We start from the raw sequence: 21,395 nt of genomic DNA, 5'->3' as shown, positions 1-21,395 counted from the left end.
TTCAGTAGTCCGGGTTGCTCGGCACCACCAGGCCGGTTTCGTAGGCGTAGACCACAGCCTGCACCCGGTCGCGGAGGTGCAGCTTGGTCAGGATGCGCCGCACGTGCGTCTTGACCGTAGCCTCCGAGAGAAAATAGCGATGAGCTATCTCGGCGTTCGAAAGCCCCTCGGCCATGGCTCCAAGCATTTCCGTTTCGCGCGGGGTCAGGTCTTCCAGCAGGGGGTCCCTTGCCTGTCGTCCAGCTGCACCCGATCCAGCCTGGTTGGACGCGGCATCCGCCGTGCCGCCCGCAGGAGCACCGCCGGCAGCACCGCCGGCAGTACCGTCCGCCGCTGCGATCCCGGCTCCCACCCCGGTGCCAGTACCGCCCGCAGCTGCGATCCCGGCCCCCGCCCCGGTGCCCGGGGAGCCCGGCCCCGCGCCCGGGCCGCCCGGCCCCGCGCCTGGGCCGGCGCCCCTGACGTACGTCTCAAGGAGCCGCTGGGTGATCCGCGGCGCCACCACAGCGTCACCGCTGGCCACCACCCGGACCGCGCTGATGAGTTCAGCCGGTGCCACGTCCTTCAGCAGGAAAGCGGAGGCTCCCGCCTGCAGCCCGGCAAACGCGTACTCGTCCAAATCGAACGTCGTCAAGATGATGACCTTGGCGCAGGATTGCGAGGCGGTGATGGCACGCGTCGCCTCGATCCCGTCCAGGACGGGCATCCGCACGTCCATCAGCACGACGTCGGGGTCCAGCTCCCGGACCCGGCGCACAGCTTCGGCGCCGTCGGACGCTTCGCCCACAATGCCGAGGTCGTCCTCGCCCTCCAGGATCAGCCGGAAGCCCATCCGGAGCAGCGGCTGGTCATCCACTAGCAGTACGCGGATCGCTTCGGATTCGCTCATCAGTTCCCCCTGCGTCAATTTCCGATTCCCCCGTTGCAGTTCAGGACTGCCCGCATACGCCATCCGCCATCCGGGGTGGGGCCCGCCTCCACGGTGCCTCCGTAGATGCGGGCACGTTCGCGCATCCCGGCCAGCCCCTGGCCGCTGCCCAGGAACGCCGCGGTCTCCATGGTGCCCTTGCCGTCGTCGTAGACGTCGATCATGACCTGGCCGCCGTCGCGCACAACGTTCACCTCCACGCGCCCCAGCGCACGGCCGTAGCGCAACACGTTCGTCAAAGATTCCTGCACGATCCGGTATACGGCGAGCTGGAACGCCGCGTCCTCCGGCAGCGAGGGACCCGTGTGCGTATAGTGCAGCGGCAGGCCCGCCGTGCGGAAGCCCTCCAGCAGCTTGGCCAGGTTCTCACCGTCCACCAGCGGCTCCCGCGGGGCACCGACGGCAGAGTCGTCGCGCAGCACACCCAGCACGCGCCGCATGTCCGCCAGCGCGCTGCGTCCGGTGCGCGAGAGTTCGCCCAGCACCTCGCCGGCCCGCCCCGGGTCCTTCTTGACCACGACGGCGGCCCCGTCCGAGAGGCTGACCATCACCGTGAGCGAATGCGCCACGACGTCGTGCATTTCCCGGGCGATCCGGTTGCGTTCCCTGGCCGAACCGAGCTGCGCGGACCTCTCGGCCCAGGCCGCAATCTCGTGCTCGTGCTCCCGGCGCTGCCGGACCGAAATTCCGATGCCGGTGGCAATGACGTTGGACAGCGTGATGCTGATCCCCGCGGCGATGCCGGCCATGAGCTGGAAGTTCTCGGGCGTGGTTCTCACGGTGTCCGGCAGCCGGCCGTCGAGAGGACCCACCGCGAGGACGAAGTACATCAGCGCCAGCGGAGCTGTGACGGCCGCAAGCGTGATGACGGCGGAGCGCCGGGTGCGCACCGCAGCGACCGCGTAGAGCGAAAACCACAGCCCCGCGGAAACGTTGGATCCCCAGGGGTGCATCAGGGTGATCGCTATTTCGATCACCGCCACGATGGCCGCCACCGGCACAGGATAGGCCCGCCGGAGGAGCAAGACTCCGGCAGCCACCGTGAGCAGCACGGCGACCGGCCAGGCACCGGCCCGGACAGATTCCACCGCGGCCGGCGTCACGAGGATCAGATAGCAAAGCACCACGACGGCGTCCATGACGCGAGGGTGCTGGAACAGGTAGCGCCGGAGCCGGCCGCGCCGCCGCGCGGTAATTTCGGCGAAGGACGCATCAGCCTGGCTGGCTGGTGCGTCCTTCACAGAGGCTGGATCGATCATTCCCCGAGCCTAGACGGTGGCCGGGCGGGCGGCCCTAGACATCCCGCTTTTTCAGCAGGAACGCGGCAAGAAGCAGCGGGATGACCACCCAGGCGCCCAGCACCAGGGCCGCCTGCCAGGCCTCGAGCGCTTTAGGGACGTGCTCGACGGCGGTCATCGGTTCAACGGTGCTGCCGGGAAGGTACTTCCGGGCCTCCACGAAGAAGTCCCCTGGGATCAGTTGGAAAGCGATCGGTGCCACGAAGAACAGCCCCACCAGGCTCATGATGCCGCCGGCGGAGTTGCGGATCAGCGAACCGAGAGCCATGCCGATCGCGGCCACGGCTGCCACATAGAGGCTGTTGACCAGCAGCAGTTTGACCGACTGGGAGCTGGCCACATCAAGCTTGAGATCGTAATTGTCCAGGATGGGCAGCGACACGAGGCCCGCCAGGAGGACGGAAACCGCGGTCAGGACGAAGGCGGTCACCATGACGACGAGGAGCTTGGCGGCAAACGCGGGGATCCGCCGCGGCACGGCGGCAAAGGTGGAGCGGGCCATGCCGGTGGTGAACTCCGAGCTCATCAACAGCACGGCGAGCGAGCCAAGGATCAGCTGGGCAAAGGCGATGCCGGAGGTGGGGACGCCCACGGCGAGATCCCCGCCCTGGGCGGCGAAGGCGGCGGCCGCGCGGGGATCCCTCGAGGCGGCCTCCGAGAACTGTCCGGTGCCCCATGCGGAGAGGGCACCGAAGCCCACCACCACCAGGACCGTGGAGCCGAGCAGGATCAAAGTGGACAGCAGGGTCCGGAACTTGATGAATTCGGAGTTCAGGACCCGGAGGAAGGACGGTCCGGGGCCGGGGCTGGTGCCGTTGCCGGTGCGGGCGCCACGGACGGAGGCTTCGGACTTAAGGGTGGTTGAGCTCATGGCTGGTTGCCTCCGGACTGGACGGGGGCGTCGGCGCCCGTGGTGATCAGCGAGTGGTATTCGACGTCATCCTTGGTGAGCTCCATGTAGGCCTCCTCGAGGCTGGCCTGCAGCGGAGTGAGCTCGTAGACGAGGACCTGGCCGTCCAGGGCGATCCGGGCTATCTGCCGCGGGTCGAGGCCGGTGACCTCGAGCAGTTCGTTCTCCTGTTGCTCCACGGTGACACCGGCTCCGGCGAACAGGCGCATGAGCTGGTCCGGCTGGTCGCTGCGGACGCGCGTGCGGCTCTGGCCCTTGCCGTTGATGATCTCCTGGATCGGGGCGTCGGCAATGATCCGGCCCCGGCCGATCACGATCAGGTGGTCCGCAGTGACTGCCATTTCGCTCATCAGGTGGCTGGACAGGAACACCGTGCGGCCCTCGGACGCCAGGTACTTCACGAGGTTCCGCACCCAGAGGACACCTTCCGGGTCCAGGCCGTTGACCGGCTCGTCCAGGATGATCGTCTGCGGGTCGCCGAGGAGCGCTGCGGCGATGCCGAGCCGCTGGCCCATGCCCAGCGAGAAGCCCTTGACCTTTTTCTTCGCAACGTCGGCCAGGCCGGTCATTTCGATGACCTCGTGCACGCGCTTCCTGGTGATGCTGTGCGTGGCGGCCATTGCCAGGAGGTGGTTGTAGGCCGAACGGCTGGTGTGGACGGCTTTGGCGTCCAGCAGGGCTCCGACGTCGCGCAACGGCGAGGCATGGCGCGCGAACGGGATCCCGTTGACTGTTACGGTGCCCGACGTCGGCCGGTCCAGTCCCATGATCATCCGCATGGTGGTGGACTTGCCGGCCCCGTTGGGACCCAGGAAACCGGTGACCCGGCCGGCTTCCACAGTGAAATTAACGCCGGCGACGGCGGTCTTGTCGCCGTAAACCTTCGTCAGGCCTCGTGCTTCGATCATGGAAGCGTTCCTTTGGTTGCGGTGGGCTTGGTGCAGACACCACGCTACCGAGGCCGCTGGCCGTTTTCGCCGGTCTCAGGGATGATTCAGGGTCGGTCCAGGGTAGTCCGTCAGGATGACGGCGGCTGCTCAGGGTGCAGGCGAGTAGTAGGTGAGGGCACCGGGCAGGACGGAGAAGTCGACGGCGCGCACACCGGGCATCACTTCTCCGTCCACCGCCAGGACCATGCTGGTGTCGCCCGGTTCCACCCGGATGCTCCTGCTTTCACTCAGGTGCGTGATCCCCGAAGTTGCCACCGTCCCCGTCAGCACGGACCAGAGAAGCCGGAGCCGGGCAAACGACTCGTCCGCGGTAATCATCCTGAGGTCAAAGACCCCGTCGTCCAGGACGGGGCGGACCAGCGGGGCATGGTCGCGGGGGTAGTACCGCCCGCGGCCGATGTAAAGGATCCACAGCTTGTGCCGTGCACCGTCGACGGTGAGGCTGGACGGCGTTCCCGCGGCGAAGGTCCGGAACATGGCAACCACACCGGCCAGGGGTTTGCCCAGGGCCGCCTGGAGCAGTTCCCGGCGCCGGACAAGGTTGGGGTACAGCCCGATGCTGGCGGTGTTGAGCATGGTCAGGCGCTGCACCTCGGGGCTGTCCGGAAGTCCCCTCTCGACGGCAACGAGCCCGAGGTCCGCCCGGGCCGCCTCCCCAAGGGTTGCCGCTTTGACGGCAGCCTTCAGATTCGGGATTCCGGCGTCACGCGCGAAATGGTTGAGCGTTCCGCCGGGCAGGACCAGCAGTGGCAGGGAATGTTCGACGGCGGTCGCGGCGGCGGTGCCGACGGTTCCGTCGCCTCCCCAGACGCCCAGCGCACGGACTCCGGCCCTGGTGGCCACAGCGGCAACCGCCTCCGCGATATCCGCGCCGGGCGGAATCAACTTTATATACGCTTTGGGGAATACTTTCTGCAGGGCCGCGGCCGTCTCCGCGGCATAGGACCCGCCCAGGGTGTTGACCGCGATTCCCAGCCCTTCGCCGTCGGGGAGTTTGGCGGCGCTGACAGCGGTCCGCCGGACCTCGGGGAAGGGTGGCCGGACAGGCCACCACTTACGGGTGGCAAGGGCAGCGGCGGCACCGAGGGCGGAGCCGAAAACGACATCCGAGGGCCAGTGGGCCCCGGTGTGGACCCGGGAGTAGGCCACGCCGGCCGCGACGGGAGCCAGCGCAGCACCCACAGCCGGGCGGACCAGCCCCACACCGAGGGCGAAGGCCACGGCCGAGGCCGAATGGCCGGAGGGCATGGAGGAGCTCGTCGGCTGCGGGTGGACAAACCGGTAGACCGGGAGATGTTCCGGAAGGGGACGTGCCCGCGGCAGGAGGGTCTTGAAGCCCAGGTTCGTGATGGCGGATGCCACGCCTTGCGCCAGCAACCCGTGAAGGGCCGCCCGCCGGGTCCTTCCCGGCACCAGGGCCATCAGGGCCGCGATGCCGAACCAGAGCTTTCCCTTGGTTGCCGCGGCGGACAACCGACGGAAGAAATCATCATGGCTTCCTCCCGGAAACGCGGAGACGGCGCGCACCAGTTTCCGGTCGAGCCCCGCCAGCCGTCCGGGCGCTTTCCTCAGCACGCTTCGCATTGGACCACCATACTGCGGCGGCGCTCAGCTAGTAGGGCGTCACCTGGTGCGGAGGGGCTTCGCGGCGCCGGCGAGCAGGAGGGCCACCAGAATCGGAACCACGATCACCAGCAGGGCCATCCTGATGCCGGTCACGTCGCCCAGGTAACCCAGCAGCGGCGGGCCGGCGAGGAAGGCTATGTAACCCAGGGTCGAGACGACCGAGACCCGGGCGGCCGCGTGCTGGGGATCATCGGCGGCCGCGGACATGCCCACCGGGAACGCCAGGGCAGCCCCGATTCCCCAGAGTGCAGCGCCCGCGGTCGCGAGCCAGAGGTCGCCGGCAAGAACGAAGAGGCCCAGCCCGAGCGCGGCAGCAGCCATGCTGGCCCTGAGCACAGCCACCCGGCCGTAGGCATCGATCGCCCGTCCGCCGAAGAAGCGCATGGCCGTCATGGCCAGGACAAAGACGGCAAACAGCAGGGCCCCCGTGGACTCCTCGGTGCGCAGACCGTCCACGGCGGCTTTCGCGATCCAGTCGTTTCCCCCGCCCTCGGTGAGCGTTGCGCCGAGAACCACGACGCCGACCAGCAGGGTGCGGCCATCACGCCAGGCGCGCGGCCCGCGGGGAAGGCCGGTCTCTCCCGCGGGCCGGGCAGCCACCGGTTCGAACGGCAGGAAGTAGCGCGGCACCCACAATGCCGTCGCCGCAACGACCGCAACGATCACCAGCAGGTGGACCGGCAGCCCGACGCCGACCGTTGACAGTCCGGCGCCGATCAGGGCGCCAATGAAGGCACCGCCGCTGAAGGCGGCGTGGAACTGCGGCATGACGGTGCGGCCGAGCTTATGCTCGACGGCGGCCCCTTCGATGTTCTGCGATACATCCCACAACCCGATGCCAATGCCGAAGAAGAAGAGCGACAATGCTGTGCCCGGAACGGTTTCGACGCCCAACGACAGCGCGATTCCCGCGCCGGCAGCCGCGGCCAGGAGGCCTGCCGCCCGGATGGTGTTGGACGTGCCGATCCTGCCCACGACATGTCCCGCCGTCGGCAGGGCAATGAGGGAACCGACTGCCACGCACAGCAGCAGTGTCCCCATCTGTCCCGAAGTGATCTGCAGGGTGGCAGTGACTGCCGGGATGCGGGCGGCCCAGCTGGCGAAAACCAGTCCGTTGATGCCGAAGACCACGAAAGTGGCGGCGGACGCGGCCTTGAGCTGCGGCGCCGTTGCGGTTTGAGCCATACGATCACTGCTTTCCACCACTAGCGTGCGCGCTCCACTCGTTTTTCATCCCAGACCGGCTCGGCCGACTCATAGACCTTGCCGTCCGAGCCGAAGACGAGGAAGCGGTCAAAGGTGCGGGCGAACCAGCGGTCGTGCGTGACGGCGAGAACGGTGCCCTCGAAGTGGTCGATGGCGCGTTCCAGCGCCTCGGCCGAGTGCAGGTCCAGGTTGTCGGTCGGCTCATCGAGGAGCAGCAGCGTGGCCCCGGAGAGCTGCAGCAGCAGGATCTGGAAGCGGGCCTGCTGGCCGCCGGAGAGCGACTCGTACTTCTGCTCCGACTGTGAGGACAGCCCGTAGCCGTCCAGCGCCCCTGCCGCGGCCTCGCGGCCGAGTCCGGACCGGTGTTCGTCGCCGCGGTGCAGGATTTCCAGCAGCGTTTTGCCCAGCAGGTCCGGCCGGACGTGGGTCTGCGCGAAGAAGCCGGGGCGGATCCGGGCGCCGAGTTTGACGGTGCCTTCGTGCGGGACCTCGGCGATCTCGACGTCGGACACCGGCAGGTGCTCGCGTTCCGGGTCGGTCCCGCCGGTGGCGAGCAGGCGCAGGAAGTGGCTCTTGCCCGAGCCGTTGGAGCCCAGCACGCCGACACGGTCGCCGAACCACACCTCGGTGGAGAACGGCTGCATCAGCCCGGTCAGCTCGAGCTTTTCGGCGACGATGGCGCGCTTGGCCGTCCGGCCTCCCTTGAGCCGCATCCGCACATTCTGCTCGATGGGCAGGGCCTCCGGCGGCCCGACCTCAAGGAATTTTGCCAGCCGGGTCTGCGCGGCGTGGTACCTGTTGGCCATGTCAGAGCGGAAGGCGGCCTTGTTCTTGTACATGTTGACGAGTTCCTTGAGCTTCACGTGCTCCTCGTCCCAGCGCTTGCGCAGCTCCTCGAAGCGGGCGTTGCGGTCTGCGCGCGCCTCGACGTAGGAGCCGAAGCCGCCGCCGTGGACCCAGGCGCCGGCGCCGTTGATGCCCGGCTCCAGGGTGACGATGCGGCCGGCGGCGTTGTTGAGGAGTTCGCGGTCGTGGCTGATGAAGAACACGGTCTTCTTCGACTCGTTCAGCTTCGCCTCAAGCCAGCGCTTGCCCGGCACGTCGAGGTAGTTGTCCGGTTCGTCGAGGAGGAGCAGGTCGTCGGGCCCGGCGAACAACGCCTCCAGCACCAGCCGTTTCTGCTCGCCGCCGGACAGGCTCGAGGCCGGCCGGTGCTGCGCCCGGTCGAAGGGGAGGCCCAGTGCCGCCATGCAGACCTCGTCCCAGACCGTTTCGACGTCATATCCGCCGGCATCGCCCCAGTCCACGATCGCTTGGGCGTAGTTCATCTGGGTGGGCTCGTCGTCGTGCTCCAGCATGGCCATTTCGGTTTCATCTACCGCACGGGCCGCGGCTGCCAGCGCAGGCGGTGCTGCCGACACCAGCAGGTCGCGCACTGTGGAATCATCCCGGACCTGGCCCACGAACTGGCGCATGATGCCCATGTTCCCGGAGCGGCCGATCACGCCTTCATCGGGAACGAGATCGCCGGAGATGATCCGGAACAGCGTCGTCTTTCCGGTTCCGTTGGGACCGATCAGTGCCGTCTTGGTGCCGTCCGGGACCTTGAAGGTCACGCCGTTGAGCAGTTGCGTGCCGTCGGAAAGGAAGTAGTCGATGTTGGAAACGTCAATATGGGCCACGCAGTCAATCCTCCCACGGACCGTCCTGCCCCTTGCGGCCGCGGTGCGCGGCTAGCTGTACTGGGTACAGCTAGCTGCCTACCAGGAGGTCCGGACGCCGCCCTGCCCACGGCCGCACCGTCTCCAGGGCGGCACCCACGGTGAAGACCGTGGCGTCCTCGAACGGATGGCCCACGATTTGCACGCCCGTCGGGATGCCGCAGTCGGCCATACCGCTCGGCACGGCGAGGACGGGGCAACGGTTATTGATGTTGAACGGTCCCGTCATATGCCCCTGCCAGTAGTGCCCCAGACGCACGCCCTCCGCGTCGATGCCGTCGAGGTACGTGCCGTCCGCATCCAGGGCGGCCACGGCCGAGGCCGGACACACCAGTGCGTCGAAGCCCGACATCGCCGCGGACAGTTGGGCCTGGATCCGGGTTTCCGCCCGGATGCCGTCGATGAAGCGGTTTTCTCCGGCGGCCGCCCGGGCGTCCGCCATGAACTGCCGGGTGTACGGGGCCAGCAATTCGAGGGAAGCCTCCGTTTCGTCCTCCATGGCCGGTCCGAGGAGGTACCCGAAATGGGTGAACATCGTCCGGCTGATTTCCTCGGTGGTCCAAGGCAGCTCGACCTCTTCCACCACGGCTCCGGCGTCACGGAGGTCGGCGGCAACAGCGCGTGTATTCGCCTCGATGTCTGCGGCGACGGGGTAGTTCCCCAGCCGGATGCACAGCGCGATGCGCATGCCGGCGACTGCCGAAACGGCGGCGGCGCCGGGCGGGCTGGATATCGCCGGAGTCCCCGCGAGGGAGGTGTGGTCCCCCGGATGACGGCCCGCCATGATGTTGGCGAGCAGCGCAGCGTCCGCCACTGTCCTCGCCATCGGGCCGTCGCCCCGGTAGTGGTCCGCGGAGAGCGGGGCCTGGCCGGGGATCCTGCCATAGGGCGCCTTGTAGCCGACGGTGCCGGTGAAGGAGGCGGGCGGACGCGTGGAACCGGCGATGTCGGAGGCGGTGGCGAGCGGCGCTAGCCCGGCCGCCAGTGCTGCACCGGAACCGCCGGACGAGCCGCCTGGGGAATACTGCCGGTTCCATGGGTTGCGCGTGACTCCCCACAGAGGACTGTGCGTGACGGTGGCACAGCTGTATTCGGGGGTGGTGGTGCGGGCATGGATGATTCCGCCGGCCCGCCGGATCCGGTCGACGACGGGATGGTCTGTCTGTGCCAGCTCATGTTTGCGGGCCACGAGCCCCTGGGAGAGGGTGCGCCCGCTGAGCCCGTGCTTTTCCTTCGTAGCTACCGGTAGCCCCAGCAATGGTGTGAGGTCCCTGCCGCGCGCATATCGGGCAGCTGCCTGCCGTGCCGCCGGCAACGCCTCCTCGAACAGGGTTTCCGTCAGGGCGTTGATTCCTCCGTTGACGGCCTCCGTGCGCGCGATCACTGCTTCCATCAGCTCCACGGGGGAAAGCTCCCGGGAGCGGAAGAGCCGCAGCGCCGTGCTCGCGTCGAGGTAGTGCAGCTCTGTCATGCGGTGGCCGTTGCCGGCTGGGAGGAGGTTTCGGCCAGGGCGCCGGCAACCAGCTCGCGGGCTACGCCCGTAAGCATGTCCACACCGGCAACCATGTCCTCGTCGGTGGTGAATTCCCGTTCGCAGTGCGAGACGCCGTCCACGCTCGGTACAAAGAGCATGACCGACGGCGCCACCGTGTTCATGGCCACCGAATCGTGGCCGGCCATAGTCTGGATCCGCCTTGCGGAAAGACCCAGGTCTGCGGCCACCTTGTCCGCGAGTTCCAGCCCGGCCTCGGGAAAGCGGCGGATCGGCCGAATATCGAAGTCTTTGACGTTGACTTTGATGTCGTGCTCGCGCGCCAGCACATCGATCTGCTCGATGAGTTTTGCGCGGGCCGCCTTGACGATGTCCGGGTCACCGGAGCGGAGGTCGGCGACGAGATGCACCCTTCGCGCCACCACGATGGGCGAGTTGGGTTCGAGTGTCAGCTGCCCCACCGATGAGACCAGGGCCTCCTCCGCGAAATCTTCAGTCACGTCGTGCACCATGAGAATGATCTTCGAAGCCGCCACCAGGGCGTCATGCCGGTCCGCCATGGCGGTCGCCCCGGTATGGGACTGTTCGCCGAGCACCTCGATGTCCAGTTTCTGGGTGTACCAGCTGCTGTCCACCAGGCCGATGGAGATGCCTTCACGTTCCAGGATCCTGCCCTGTTCGATGTGGATCTCGGCATATCCGGCAACCTCGGGCCCCTTGTCCGTGCCCAGGTACCCGATGCCGTCCAGCGCCTCACGGACGGTAACGCCCTGCAGGTCCGCCACGTTCAGCATCTGGTCCTGCGCCAGGAGGCCCGCAAAGACCGAACTCCCCATGATGCTCGGAGCGAACCGGCCGCCCTCCTCATTGAACCAATTCACCACCGCCAGGTTGAACCTCGGCGCGACACCGCCTTCCGCGACCTCGGCGTCCAGCCGCCGGGCCGCGTGCAGGGCGGCCAGGACGCCGTACGCGCCATCGAACCTGCCTCCGAGCGGCTGGCTGTCCAGGTGGGAACCGATCAGCACAAAGGGCGCCCCCGGCGTCCACTCCACCAGCCCGAACATGTTGCCGATGCCGTCCACCTGCAGTTCCCAGCCGGCGTCGCGCACCCAACCGGCGAACCAGTTGCGTGTCTGCGCATCCTCCGGGGTGGCTGCCTGGCGGTCGACACCGTTGTCGGGTGTGGCACCGATGCCGGCGACGTGGTGGAAGTCTTCGAGGAAAGCTGCTGAAGTCATGGGGAATCCTTTGTATGTTGCGGGGGAGAACGGTGGGCTTGTGGGACTAGCCCATGCGTCCGCGCGTCTCGGGAACCTTGGTGAACAGCACCAGAAGGAACACGATGGCGGCTGCGGCGGCCATGTAGAAACCGGGAGCGTGCGGCACTCCGGTGCCGCCGACCAAGGCGGTGCCGATGAACGGCGCGGTGCCGCCGAAGACCGCGTAGGCGCCGTTGTAGCTGATCGCCGCAGAGGTGAAGCGGGTGCGGGTGGTGAAGATTTCGACGAAGAAGGTGTAGCAGCCTCCGCCATAGATGCAGAGGGCCACCACGAAGAGCGACTGACCCACCAGGGCGAGAGCGAGGCTTCCGCTGGTCACCAGCATGAAGCTCGGCACTGAAAGCACTGCCAACGCGGCCGAACCTGCAATCAGCATCGGTTTGCGGCCGAAGCGGTCTCCCAGCCGGCCGCCGAGAGGCAGCAGCACGGCATAGAGGGCGAGGGCACCGGCGTTGACCAGGAGGGACTGCTCGCGGCTCAGGTGGCCTGTGGTCTGGACGTAGGAGACGAAATAGGCCGAGAGGAAGTAGAAGCCCATGGCGGTCAGGCCCATCACGAAGATGACCTGGACCATGCGGAGCCGGTTTTCGCGGAAAGCTTCGCGCACCGGGCTGAACTCCTTGGTCCTGGCGGCCTTCGCCTCATTGAACGCGTCGCTTTCCACCGTCCGGCTACGGATCCAGACGCCAAACAAGGCGAGCGGCAAAGCCAGCAGGAACGGGAAGCGCCAGCCCCACGCCATGAACGCTTCATTGGGCATCGACTGGCTCAGGATGAGGATCATCGACCCGGCGACGACGGAGGGCAGCGCGGTGGCGGCAATGGTGATGTTGAGCCAAAAGCCGCGGCGGCTGACCGGGGCATGCTCGAAGACGAACGACGGTGCTCCCACCGACTCGCCGCCGGCGGAGAAGCCCTGGATCAGCCTGCAGAGGACCAGCAATGCCGGGGCCCAAGCACCGATCTGGCCGTAGGTCGGCAGCAGCCCCATGAGGGCGGTGGCCCCGCCGATTGCGATGAGCGTGATCGTCAGGACCCGGCGACGACCGATCCGGTCACCGAGCGCGCCGAAGAACAGGCCGCCGACGGGACGGACCACGAAAGCGACACCGAAAGTGGCGAAAGTGGCAAGCATGGCCGCGACGGGGTTGCTGCCGGGGAAGAACAGCTGGGAAAAGATGACAGCCGTGAGGCCGTAGAGGGTGAAGTCGTAGAACTCGATGAACTGCCCGATGCTGCCGCCGGCGAGGACACGCCGTTGCATTTTGGTGATGCCGAGCGGTCCGGACCGCGTCTCGTCCTTGGCCAGGGGCGGGGTCAGGGCCTGGGCGGGCTGTGCCGCCTGGGAAGCGGACAACGGCGGGTCGTTGATCTCGTTGATAATCATGAACGCCACGCTACGGGCGCCGTGTTTCCGAAATTTCCCGCCGTGTTACGGGTGCGGGAAATCAAATCTGCTGATGTTGCCGCTGTGTTGCCGGCAAGCCACGGTCCTGACATGTGTCGGACACTTGGGGCGTGATTCGGAACCATTGAATCTCCTTTGATCAACATGGTTGTCGCGCTTCAGGGTGCGGCCAGAGCCGTCATTGCGTGGGATTTGCCGCTGGACTGCCACCAGCACCACGCACTTGAACAACTCTCTGTGATACGCCTCACATCTGTCCAATGGATAGTTTTGGGCGGACCGATAGATTTTGCCAATGACGAACCTCCGCCTTGGGTCGCGGCGTAGCCGTTGGTACGGGCTAGGCGGCCGCCGCACCACTACTCGCGGGCGGAACCGTAGAGCCGGATGCATGTCTCCTCGAAGGCCAGCGCCCGGCGGGTGGGCTGCACCCCCTCGGGCCGGACCAGCATTACCTCGATCGGCGGGAAGTCGTCCGTCAGGGTCAGGGCCACCACCCTTCCGCCGGAGTACGTCAGGTCGCTGTAGAGACGCTGGTTCAATACGGCGTAACCATGCCCTTTCGCCACAAACGAGCGCACAGTCTCGTACCCGGCGAAGCGGTGCCGGACGTTGGGAACGACTCCTGCGATCGCATACAGCTGCTCGTAGTATTCCCGGCTGTGCGGGAGATCCAGCACCACCGCAGGTTCACCCTGAAGATCCTTCAGGGCGATGCTCCGCTCCGGCCGGGACGCCGCAGGGTGCTCGGCGTGGACGAGCACATGAGGCGGCACACGCTCGAGCACTGTGTAGGTGAAGCCGCGTCCCAGGCCGAGACCGTACGTCAGCGCGACGTCACATTGTCCTTCGAGGAGAGCCGTCTGCAGGCTCGCCAAATCGGCCTCAAGAAAGGAGACTTCGACTCCCGGATGCTGGACTTCGAAGGTTTGCAGGATGGCCGGGAGCCTGAAGGGGGCAAGGGGCGCAAATACGCCCACCTTGAGCTCCCCGACGAGGCTTGTCGCAAGCCCCCGGGCCGACTCGTACAGGGAATCGGCATGCTCCAACAGCACCTTGATGTCCTGGGCAAGCTGCCGGCCGGATGGCGTCAGCCGCAGGCCCCGGGTCCTGAGCCGGACAAACAGCTGGGTCGACAAGCTGGCTTCGAGTTGGGCCATGGCGGTGGAGAGCGTGGACTGCGTTACGAGGAGCCGTTCGGCTGCCGCTGTCATGTTTTCCAGCTCGGCGACCACCGCGAAGTACCGCAGCTGGGTCAAAGTGAAAGGCTTGGCCTTGCGTCAATGGTCGCATTCTGCGCGGCTCCCCGCCGTTCCAGGAACCCCGCACAGCGTTGAGCGGCAGCGGGCCTCAGCCGGCGGCGGTGAGGAACTCCTTGAGCAGGGGCCCGGACGTGGTGGCACCAAGACCGCCGTCCTCAACAAACACGGCAACAGCGAGGTCCCCGTGCACGGCCACGATCCAGGCATGCGTCTTGGGTGGATTATCGTTGCCGAATTCCGCAGTGCCGGTCTTGGCGCCCACCGGAGCGCCCGGCACGGCTGACAGGAAGCCCGCGTGGCCGGAAGTCACCACGGCGCGCATCATGTCCGCCAGCGAGGCTGCCTCGGTTGGTGTCACCGGAGTACCCGGGCTTTCCGCCGGAGGCTCCGCCGACACCGTCGGGGTGGATGCCGTCGGCAAGGCCGATGCTGGAGGAGTGGAAGCGGTGGGCGCCGACTGGCCGGTGCCCGCACCGGGATTCAACACCAGTTGCGGCGAGACCGGCGCACCCTTGCCAACCGATCCGGCCATCACGGCGGCGGCCAAGGGGGACAGCAGCACCTTGCCCTGGCCGATCATGGAAGCGGCATGCTCGGTGCCCTCGGACTGGCCAGGCACCGACCCCAGGAATGCTGCCGCGCCAAGGGCGGGGGCTTCGACGGCGACCCCCAGGGACGTCGCGGCGCTCTCCAGCTGGGCCTGGCTCACACCGTCCCGGGCATTGATGAAGGCGGTGTTGCAGGAGTGGGCGAAGGCATCACGGAGCGTCACCGACCCCAGGGACGAGGCGGGATAGCCCTCGGCGTTCTTGAAGGTCCGGCCGTCCACCGTCAGGCTCGGGGTGCACTCGACCTTTGAATCCGGGGTCATGCCGTTGCGGAGCATGGCCAGCGAATCCACGATCTTGAAGATCGAGCCGGGCGCGTACTGCCCCAGCAGGGCCGTGTCATAGCCGTTGCTGCCGGGGCCGGACGCGGCCGCCAGAACGGCGCCGGTGGAGGGTCGGAGGGCGACGATGGCCGACGCCGGGCCCACCTTGGCGAGGACGTTCTCAGCGAGCTGCTGGAGGTTCACGTCGAGGGTGGTTTTCAGAGGCGTTCCGGGCGCACCCTCCACCTGGAACAGTATCCTGCGCGGATCGGGGGAGGCCCGGAGTTCCTCTGCAGTCAGGCCGGCCTTCTGCGCCCGGATCACGGTTGAATCGGTGCCGCGAAGCTGGGCGTCATACTGCTGCTGGAGACCGCCTGTTCCGGTGGTATCTCCGGGCTTCAAAGCTCCGTTGGACGCCTCGATCTGCTCCGCGCTGGCCGGGGCGGCTGTTCCCAGCAAGGCGCGGGCAAAGGTCCGGGTGGGAGCAAGCGGAAGCGAGTCCGGGATGGCGCGGGCACCCGGAATCGCAGCGATCTGCTCGTCGGTGATGGTGCGCCCCTCCGCCCGCAAGGTGATGGCGGTGACGAAGGCCTCCGCTCCGGTGGCTTCCACCTGCCGTACGAAGGCCGCGGGGTCCACTCCCACCAGTTGGGCGAGTTTGCCCGCAGACTCCGCGGCGTCGGCCCCGGCGAGCAGTGGCTTGTCGATGCCGACATTCACCACCGGGCGGTACGTGACCAGCGGGACGTCTCCGGCGCCGAGAATGGCAGCGCGCTGCGGCGACTCCGCGGCCAGGCTGAGGACCTCTCCCTCAGCCAGCTCGGGAACCAGCATTGCCGGGGTCCAGACGGTCAGCCACTTGTCGCCCGACTTCTTCAGCTGGGCGGATACCGTGTATTTCCACTCCTTGGGCCCGATGTTCCAGCTGTAGGTCAGCGGGACCGTGGCCGTGCCCGACTCGAGCTTCAGCTCGCCCGTGTCAACGGTGGGCTTGTCCGGATCCAGCGCCTTGAACACGTCATGGAGCTGCCCGTTGGCGGCGCCGGAGTCCTTGCCGTCGAAAGCGACGGAACTGACGTCCTGGGCGGCTACGGCCGACGCCAGCTGCTTCGCCGCCTCCTGGGCGCCCGCACGGCCGTCATCGCAGCCCACAAGGGAGGCGCCGAGAACGAGACCGACAAGGACAAGTGAAAGTTTTGATGAGTTCCCCACCGCGCCATTATGCCCCGGGCTGGCGACATTGCTCGATTTCCGCCCGCTGCGGGGACCGCGGGACGGACACAAAGGACACGGACCCGGCCGCACCTCGTGAAGGCCGGCAGCGCAGCGCCCGGACCCCGAGCCGCCGGCTACGCCGAAAGGCCCGGCACCGCTAGGCTAAATATGTCTTTCAAGGCATATCTCGCGGCGTGGAACCCCGGCATGCCCGTCACACCGGGCCCTGGGGGCGTGGATGAGGAACAGAGGTACACCCCGCGGAGCGGCGTCCGCCACGGAACAGGACCCAGGACCGGGCGTCGGAGCAGACCCCGGAGGTCCATCAGACCCGCGCTGAAATCACCGCCGATGTAGTTCGCGTTGTAGTCCGCCAGCCCGGCCGCCGTCGTTACCTTGTAACCCACGATGACGTCACGGAATCCCGGCGCGAAGCGCTCCAGCTGGGCAATCACCGCTTCTCCCATGTCGACGGTGGAACCGGCGGGTACATGGCAGTAGCTCCACAGGATGTGGCGTCCCTCGGGGGCGCGGCTTGCGTCGAAGCGGGACGGCTGGGAAACCAGCACGTACGGCCGCTCCGGATGCCGGCCCGCGGCAACCTGGTTCTCGGCCTCGGCCATCTCCTCCCTGCTGCCGCCGACGTGCACGGTGCCTGCGTCACCGAGCCCCGGGGCAGCCCACGGCACGGGGGCCGACAGGATGAAATCGACCTTGCAGGCTCCATTCCCGAAGCGGAATGCCTCAAGGGCGCGCCGGTACCGGTCCGGCAGCCTTCCCTCCGCCAGGCGGAGCAGTCCGGGCGGGGCGACATCGAGCAGCGTGGCCCGGACCGGAGGAAGCTCGGCCAGGGAGTCGATCCGCGCGTCGGTTTCCACCACGCCGCCGTGGGCCTCCAGATCGGCAATCAGAGCCTCGGCGATCGCCGCCGAACCGCCGAGCGGGACCGGCCAGCCCTCGGCGTGCGCCAGCGCCCCGAGCATGAGTCCCGCCCCCGCGGCGGCCAGCGAGGGCAACGAGGAGACGGCGTGTGCCGCGACGCCGGTCAGGAGGGCCGGTGCCCGGTCTTCCCGGAACCTCAGCCCCCAGAGCCGGGATCCCTGTTCGAGCGTGCGGAGGCCGAAAAGCCCGGCCGCTACTGGGTCCTTCGGCACGCGGAGCAGCTGGTTGAGGGTCAGATCCGCGATGCCGTCCACACGGTCCACGAGCGGGGCCATGAGGCGGCGGAACGCTCGGCCGTCCCGTCCCAGTCCGTCCGCGGTCCGTTCGAGCGACCGGTACGCCAGAGCCGCACGGCCGCCGTCGAGCGGTGAACCGTAGGACACCTCGGGCACCGCCAGCTCGATCCGCCGCGACAGTCCGAAATCCCGGAAGAACGGGGAGGCCAGGACCATCGGATGCACCGCGGAGCAGACGTCGTGCACATGGCCCGGTTCCATCAGTTCCGAGGTGCGCACACCACCGCCGGGCGCGGCGGCTGCCTCGTAGACATGCACCTTGAGCCCGGCCCGGGCCAGCGTCACCGCTGCGGCAAGACCATTGGGGCCGGAACCGACCACGGCGACGTCAGGCATCGACCGTGGCCTTCCGCCAGGGCAACAGTGATGCCGAGGGCCTGACGGGATCGATCCGAAGCCAGTCCGGGGCACGGTCGAAGGGCCCGCCCTGCGGGTCGTCCAGGTCATGGCGCCGGATGATGTCGTAGTCCGGGTCCCAGACATCCCAGGCCACGCGCGCCATCAGGTACCCCGTCGCGATCATGTGGAACACCACCGCCAGAACGTAGTACGGCATGTCGATATTGTGCTGGGAGACGCCGCCGCTGGTCACCTGCCCAAGATACATCCAGATGGCAGCCCAGTGCAGGCCTTCGATGACTTGCCAGATGAGGAAGTCGCGCCAGCGCGGACGGGCCAGGGCCAGCAGGGGAATGAGCCAGAGAACGAACTGCGGCGAATACACCTTGTTGGTCAGGATGAACGCTCCCACGATCAGGAAGGCCAGCTGGGCGAGCCGGGGACGCCGCGGCGCGGTCAGCGCCAGTACGCCGATCAGGACGCAGGCCAGGACGAAGATGTCCAGGGCGAGTGCGTTGATTGCCTCGGCCTGCAGGGGCAACCAGCCGAGGCGTCCGGCCACGAGGTTGTAGGCAAACCAGGGCGAGCTGTAGCCGGCAGGCCGGTCCTGGGTGAATTCGTAGAAATACTTCCAGCCCGCCGGATTCAGCGCCGCCACCGGCAGGTTGACGGCGAGCCAGGCGGCGGCAGCGGAGGCCACCGTGACCAGCAAGGGGCGGAACCGGCCCGTGCGGAGCGCCAGCAGCAGCAGAGCGCCGACGATCAGCATGGGGTAGAGCTTGGTGGCGGTGCCGAGGCCGATGAAGATCCCCGCCAGCACCAGTTTGTCGCGAGAGAAGTAGTACATGCCCAGGGCCAGCAGGCCGACGGCCCACATGTCCCAGTTGATGGTGCCGGCCAGCACGATGCCGGGCGCGACGGCCACCATCGCCGCATCCCACGTCCGCCGGCGGGCCATCCGCGCCGTGGCCAGCACGGTGACGATCCAGACGGCAGCGACCAGGGCGGCATTGACGTCGAAGTACGCCAGGACGCGGTCCCTTGCGGTTCCATCACCCGGGACCAGTAGGGCCGTTGCGCCGGCGATCAGGCCCATGAGCACCGGATACTCGAAGAACGTTTCCTTGGCAAGGAACGGGAAGGCACCGTCGCCGAGTCCGCGGTTCCGGAACAGTTCGGGGAAGTCCGAGTAGCAGGTCGAATAGAACTGCCCCGGCGTTTCCCACCCGTTGGTCCGGCAGTACGACTTCAGGACGATTCCGAGCAGGGCGGCCAGCACCGTGAGCAGAATCAGGACGCGTTCCACGGTGAAGAAGCCGGGGGAGACGACGCCGGGCGCCGCGCGGTGGCCCATTGGCCCGCCGACAAGTTCGGTGAAGTTCCGTAGGAACAGATCACTGCGGCTTGGAATGACCAGTCGGGCGCGCTTGCGGTGCTCCGGCGGCTTTGTCTCCTGCATGTCTTTGAGCTTACCGGGGCAACCACGGGCGGGCCGCGGCGCGGCTACACACCAGGCAGGGGGCCACGCACTGAAGCTGGTTCCCGGCGGTTTTCTACAGGCCCCAGCGCACCACGGCCGGTGTCTTCTTGTCCCAGCCCAAGGTGCAGACCTTGGCGGTGCCCAGGATGAAGTGCCGGCCCTCGCGGGGATCCAGGCCAAGCCACCGCGCAGTGAGGATCCGGGAGAAGTGGCCGTGGGCCACAATGAGGACATTGTCCAGACCGGACTCAAGCACGCGGCCAACGATCTTGTCGGCACGTGCAGCGACGTCGTCGAGCGATTCACCGTTCGGCACGCCGTGCGTCCAGATCAGGTACTCCGGATTGTCCTTCCGGATGAGGTCGGAGCTGATGCCCTCGTAATCGCCGTAGTCCCACTCGACGGCGAGCGGCTCCAGCTGGGCGCCCGGATATCCGGCCAGCTCAGCGGTGCGGCGCGCGCGCCGGAGCGGAGAGGTCAGCACAAGATCGAAGTCGACGGCGTCGAGCACCTTCCGGGCCTCGACCGCCTGCTGCTCACCTTCCACCGTGAGGGGAAGGTCGGTCAGGCCGGTGTACTGCCCGCTCTTTGACCACTCGGTTTCGCCGTGCCGCAGGATCCACAACTGCGGTCGCGGAGCGTTCATCGGTGCAATCACTTGGACTCCTCAGATCTGGACGGTTCGACGGCGGTGCTGGCGACAAGGTCAGGGTCAGGGTCAGGGGAAGACTCCGGCTGTGCGGCCCACCATTCGTGCAGCTTAGCCTCAGCAACGTCCCGATCCAGCGGGCCGTGTTCCATGCGCTCCTCTAAGAGGAACTTGTAGGCACGGCCGACGACGGGACCGGGCTTGAGGCCCAGCAGGGCCATGATTTGTCCGCCGTCCAGATCGGGACGGACGGCCTCGAGCGATTCCTGCTCGCGCAGTGCCTCGATCCTGGACTCCAGGTCGTCATAGGCAAAGGACAGCCGCTCCGCCTTGCGCTGGTTGCGGGTGGTCACGTCCGAGCGGGTGAGCCGGTGCAGGCGTTCCAGGAGGGGCCCGGCGTCGGTGACGTAGCGGCGGACGGCCGAGTCGGTCCAGCCGGCGTCTCCGTAACCGTAAAACCTCATGTGCAACTCGACCAGACGGGCCACAGCCTTGATTGTGTCGTTGTCGAAGCGGAGCGCCTTCATGCGCTTCGCCGTCAGCTTGGAGCCCACCATGTCGTGGTGCCGGAAGCTCACCGCGCCGCCCGGCTCGAAGCGGCGGGTGGCCGGCTTTCCGACGTCGTGCATCAGCGCGGCGAACCGGAGTACGAAGTCGGGGCCGGGAACGGCGCCGTCGGCACCGGTCTCCAGGCCGGCGGCTTGTTCGAGGACCTGAAGCGAATGCTGGTAGACGTCCTTGTGGCGGTGGTGTTCATCGGCCTCCAAACGGAGAGCGGCGACCTCGGGCAGCACAAACTCGGCCAGCCCGGTATCGACCAGCAGGTCAACGCCGGCCCTGGGATGGGCAGCGCAGATGAGCTTGACCAGTTCCTCCCGCACCCGTTCGGCGGAAATCATGGTGATTCGTTCAGCCATCCGCGTCATGGCCTGGCGGACGTCGTCATGGACGGCCACGCCGAGCTGGGCCGCAAACCGGGCCGCGCGCATCATGCGCAGCGGGTCATCGGAGAATGAGGTTTCCGGGGTTCCGGGCGTCGCGAGGACGGAACCGTGCAGGTCACGGACACCGCCGAAAGGGTCCACCAGCTCCAGCTCGGGCAGCCGCAGTGCCATGGCGTTGATCGTGAAGTCCCGCCGCAGCAGGTCGTCGGTGAGTGAATGTCCGAAGGCCACCACCGGTTTGCGGGAGTCCGGATCGTAGGCCTCGGCGCGGTAGGTGGTGATCTCGATCTGGAAGCCTGCCTTGCGCATTCCGATCGTGCCGAAAGCCCGGCCGATCTCCCAGTAGTTATCGGCCCACTTCTTGATCAGCGCAACGGTCTGGTCCGGCGTGGCGTCGGTGGTGAAATCCAGGTCGGGGGAGACACGTCCCAGGAACAGGTCACGTACGGGACCGCCGACGAGGGAGAGTTCGTGGCCAGCGTCAACGAAACGCTGTCCCAGCTCCAGAACCACAGGGTCCACCTGGAAGTCGACAGTCTGTGAGCTGGTCTTGTGATGTGCATGCGCCATAGTTT

At 67.5% G+C, this 21,395-nt stretch carries 16 protein-coding genes; all 16 read right to left on the bottom strand.

The annotated features are described in order from the left end of the window. Position 1: 1 nt before the first annotated feature. The 16 genes from QFZ65_RS01760 to QFZ65_RS01685 all read right to left on the bottom strand — a co-directional run bounded on the left by QFZ65_RS01760 (position 2) and on the right by QFZ65_RS01685 (position 21,390). Positions 2–889 carry a response regulator transcription factor gene (locus QFZ65_RS01760; RefSeq protein ID WP_306907797.1) on the bottom strand — a complete coding sequence of 296 codons (888 nt, stop codon included), beginning with the start codon at positions 887–889 and terminating at the stop codon, positions 2–4. 14 nt (positions 890–903) lie between these two features. Continuing rightward, complete coding sequence (locus QFZ65_RS01755) at positions 904–2,187, bottom strand: sensor histidine kinase (protein ID WP_306907794.1); 1,284 nt, start codon at positions 2,185–2,187, stop codon at positions 904–906. Positions 2,188–2,221: 34 nt separating this feature from the next. Continuing rightward, on the bottom strand, positions 2,222–3,097 hold the full coding sequence (locus QFZ65_RS01750; RefSeq protein WP_306907792.1) for an ABC transporter permease: 876 nt from the start codon (positions 3,095–3,097) through the stop codon (positions 2,222–2,224). After that, positions 3,094–4,044 carry an ABC transporter ATP-binding protein gene (locus QFZ65_RS01745; protein WP_306907790.1) on the bottom strand — a complete coding sequence of 317 codons (951 nt, stop codon included), beginning with the start codon at positions 4,042–4,044 and terminating at the stop codon, positions 3,094–3,096. The genes QFZ65_RS01750 and QFZ65_RS01745 overlap by 4 nt, the downstream gene beginning before the upstream one ends. A 129-nt stretch (positions 4,045–4,173) precedes the next feature. Then, positions 4,174–5,670 (bottom strand): bifunctional phosphatase PAP2/diacylglycerol kinase family protein, encoded by a 1,497-nt coding sequence (locus tag QFZ65_RS01740; RefSeq protein WP_306907788.1) that lies wholly within the window; start codon positions 5,668–5,670, stop codon positions 4,174–4,176. A 39-nt stretch (positions 5,671–5,709) separates the two neighbouring features. Then, positions 5,710–6,897 (bottom strand): MFS transporter, encoded by a 1,188-nt coding sequence (locus QFZ65_RS01735; protein ID WP_306907786.1) that lies wholly within the window; start codon positions 6,895–6,897, stop codon positions 5,710–5,712. Between the two features lie 20 nt (positions 6,898–6,917). Continuing rightward, positions 6,918–8,600, bottom strand: coding sequence for an ATP-binding cassette domain-containing protein (locus QFZ65_RS01730; RefSeq protein ID WP_306907784.1), 1,683 nt, complete (start codon positions 8,598–8,600; stop codon positions 6,918–6,920). Between the two features lie 70 nt (positions 8,601–8,670). After that, positions 8,671–10,110 (bottom strand): amidase, encoded by a 1,440-nt coding sequence (locus QFZ65_RS01725; RefSeq protein ID WP_306907782.1) that lies wholly within the window; start codon positions 10,108–10,110, stop codon positions 8,671–8,673. Then, the gene (locus QFZ65_RS01720) at positions 10,107–11,372 is read right to left on the bottom strand and encodes a M20 family metallo-hydrolase (protein ID WP_306907780.1); all 1,266 of its coding nucleotides are present in this window, start codon (positions 11,370–11,372) and stop codon (positions 10,107–10,109) included. Before QFZ65_RS01720 ends, QFZ65_RS01725 begins: the two co-directional genes overlap by 4 nt. 46 nt (positions 11,373–11,418) lie before the next feature. Then, complete coding sequence (locus QFZ65_RS01715; protein WP_306907778.1) at positions 11,419–12,801, bottom strand: MFS transporter; 1,383 nt, start codon at positions 12,799–12,801, stop codon at positions 11,419–11,421. Positions 12,802–13,181: 380 nt separating this feature from the next. Beyond that, positions 13,182–14,081 (bottom strand): LysR family transcriptional regulator, encoded by a 900-nt coding sequence (locus QFZ65_RS01710; RefSeq protein WP_306907776.1) that lies wholly within the window; start codon positions 14,079–14,081, stop codon positions 13,182–13,184. Between the two features lie 91 nt (positions 14,082–14,172). After that, complete coding sequence (locus tag QFZ65_RS01705; protein WP_306907773.1) at positions 14,173–16,167, bottom strand: penicillin-binding transpeptidase domain-containing protein; 1,995 nt, start codon at positions 16,165–16,167, stop codon at positions 14,173–14,175. 137 nt (positions 16,168–16,304) lie between these two features. Continuing rightward, on the bottom strand, positions 16,305–17,744 hold the full coding sequence (locus QFZ65_RS01700; RefSeq protein ID WP_306907772.1) for an NAD(P)/FAD-dependent oxidoreductase: 1,440 nt from the start codon (positions 17,742–17,744) through the stop codon (positions 16,305–16,307). Further along, entirely contained in the window at positions 17,737–19,206 is a 1,470-nt protein-coding gene (locus tag QFZ65_RS01695) for a glycosyltransferase family 87 protein (RefSeq protein WP_306907769.1), read from the bottom strand. The genes QFZ65_RS01700 and QFZ65_RS01695 overlap by 8 nt, the downstream gene beginning before the upstream one ends. 94 nt (positions 19,207–19,300) lie before the next feature. Next, the gene (locus QFZ65_RS01690) at positions 19,301–19,873 is read right to left on the bottom strand and encodes a histidine phosphatase family protein (protein ID WP_306907767.1); all 573 of its coding nucleotides are present in this window, start codon (positions 19,871–19,873) and stop codon (positions 19,301–19,303) included. 8 nt (positions 19,874–19,881) lie between these two features. After that, positions 19,882–21,390 (bottom strand): CCA tRNA nucleotidyltransferase, encoded by a 1,509-nt coding sequence (locus QFZ65_RS01685; RefSeq protein WP_306907766.1) that lies wholly within the window; start codon positions 21,388–21,390, stop codon positions 19,882–19,884. Positions 21,391–21,395 lie beyond the last annotated feature (5 nt).

Origin of the sequence: Arthrobacter sp. B3I9 (genome assembly GCF_030816935.1) — a bacterium.
Taxonomy (GTDB): Bacteria; Actinomycetota; Actinomycetes; order Actinomycetales; family Micrococcaceae; genus Arthrobacter.
This window is presented reverse-complemented; position numbering and strand designations above follow the sequence as displayed.

What these genes read in the sequence shown, in the direction of transcription:
- QFZ65_RS01760 (WP_306907797.1), bottom strand. Translation starts at nt 889, where the DNA reads ATGAGCGAATCCGAAGCGATCCGCGTACTGCTAGTGGATGACCAGCCG.
- QFZ65_RS01755 (WP_306907794.1), bottom strand. Translation starts at nt 2,187, where the DNA reads ATGATCGATCCAGCCTCTGTGAAGGACGCACCAGCCAGCCAGGCTGAT.
- QFZ65_RS01750 (WP_306907792.1), bottom strand. Translation starts at nt 3,097, where the DNA reads ATGAGCTCAACCACCCTTAAGTCCGAAGCCTCCGTCCGTGGCGCCCGC.
- QFZ65_RS01745 (WP_306907790.1), bottom strand. Translation starts at nt 4,044, where the DNA reads ATGATCGAAGCACGAGGCCTGACGAAGGTTTACGGCGACAAGACCGCC.
- QFZ65_RS01740 (WP_306907788.1), bottom strand. Translation starts at nt 5,670, where the DNA reads ATGCGAAGCGTGCTGAGGAAAGCGCCCGGACGGCTGGCGGGGCTCGAC.
- QFZ65_RS01735 (WP_306907786.1), bottom strand. Translation starts at nt 6,897, where the DNA reads ATGGCTCAAACCGCAACGGCGCCGCAGCTCAAGGCCGCGTCCGCCGCC.
- QFZ65_RS01725 (WP_306907782.1), bottom strand. Translation starts at nt 10,110, where the DNA reads ATGACAGAGCTGCACTACCTCGACGCGAGCACGGCGCTGCGGCTCTTC.
- QFZ65_RS01720 (WP_306907780.1), bottom strand. Translation starts at nt 11,372, where the DNA reads ATGACTTCAGCAGCTTTCCTCGAAGACTTCCACCACGTCGCCGGCATC.
- QFZ65_RS01715 (WP_306907778.1), bottom strand. Translation starts at nt 12,801, where the DNA reads ATGATTATCAACGAGATCAACGACCCGCCGTTGTCCGCTTCCCAGGCG.
- QFZ65_RS01700 (WP_306907772.1), bottom strand. Translation starts at nt 17,744, where the DNA reads ATGCCTGACGTCGCCGTGGTCGGTTCCGGCCCCAATGGTCTTGCCGCA.
- QFZ65_RS01695 (WP_306907769.1), bottom strand. Translation starts at nt 19,206, where the DNA reads ATGCAGGAGACAAAGCCGCCGGAGCACCGCAAGCGCGCCCGACTGGTC.
- QFZ65_RS01690 (WP_306907767.1), bottom strand. Translation starts at nt 19,873, where the DNA reads ATGAACGCTCCGCGACCGCAGTTGTGGATCCTGCGGCACGGCGAAACC.
- QFZ65_RS01685 (WP_306907766.1), bottom strand. Translation starts at nt 21,390, where the DNA reads ATGGCGCATGCACATCACAAGACCAGCTCACAGACTGTCGACTTCCAG.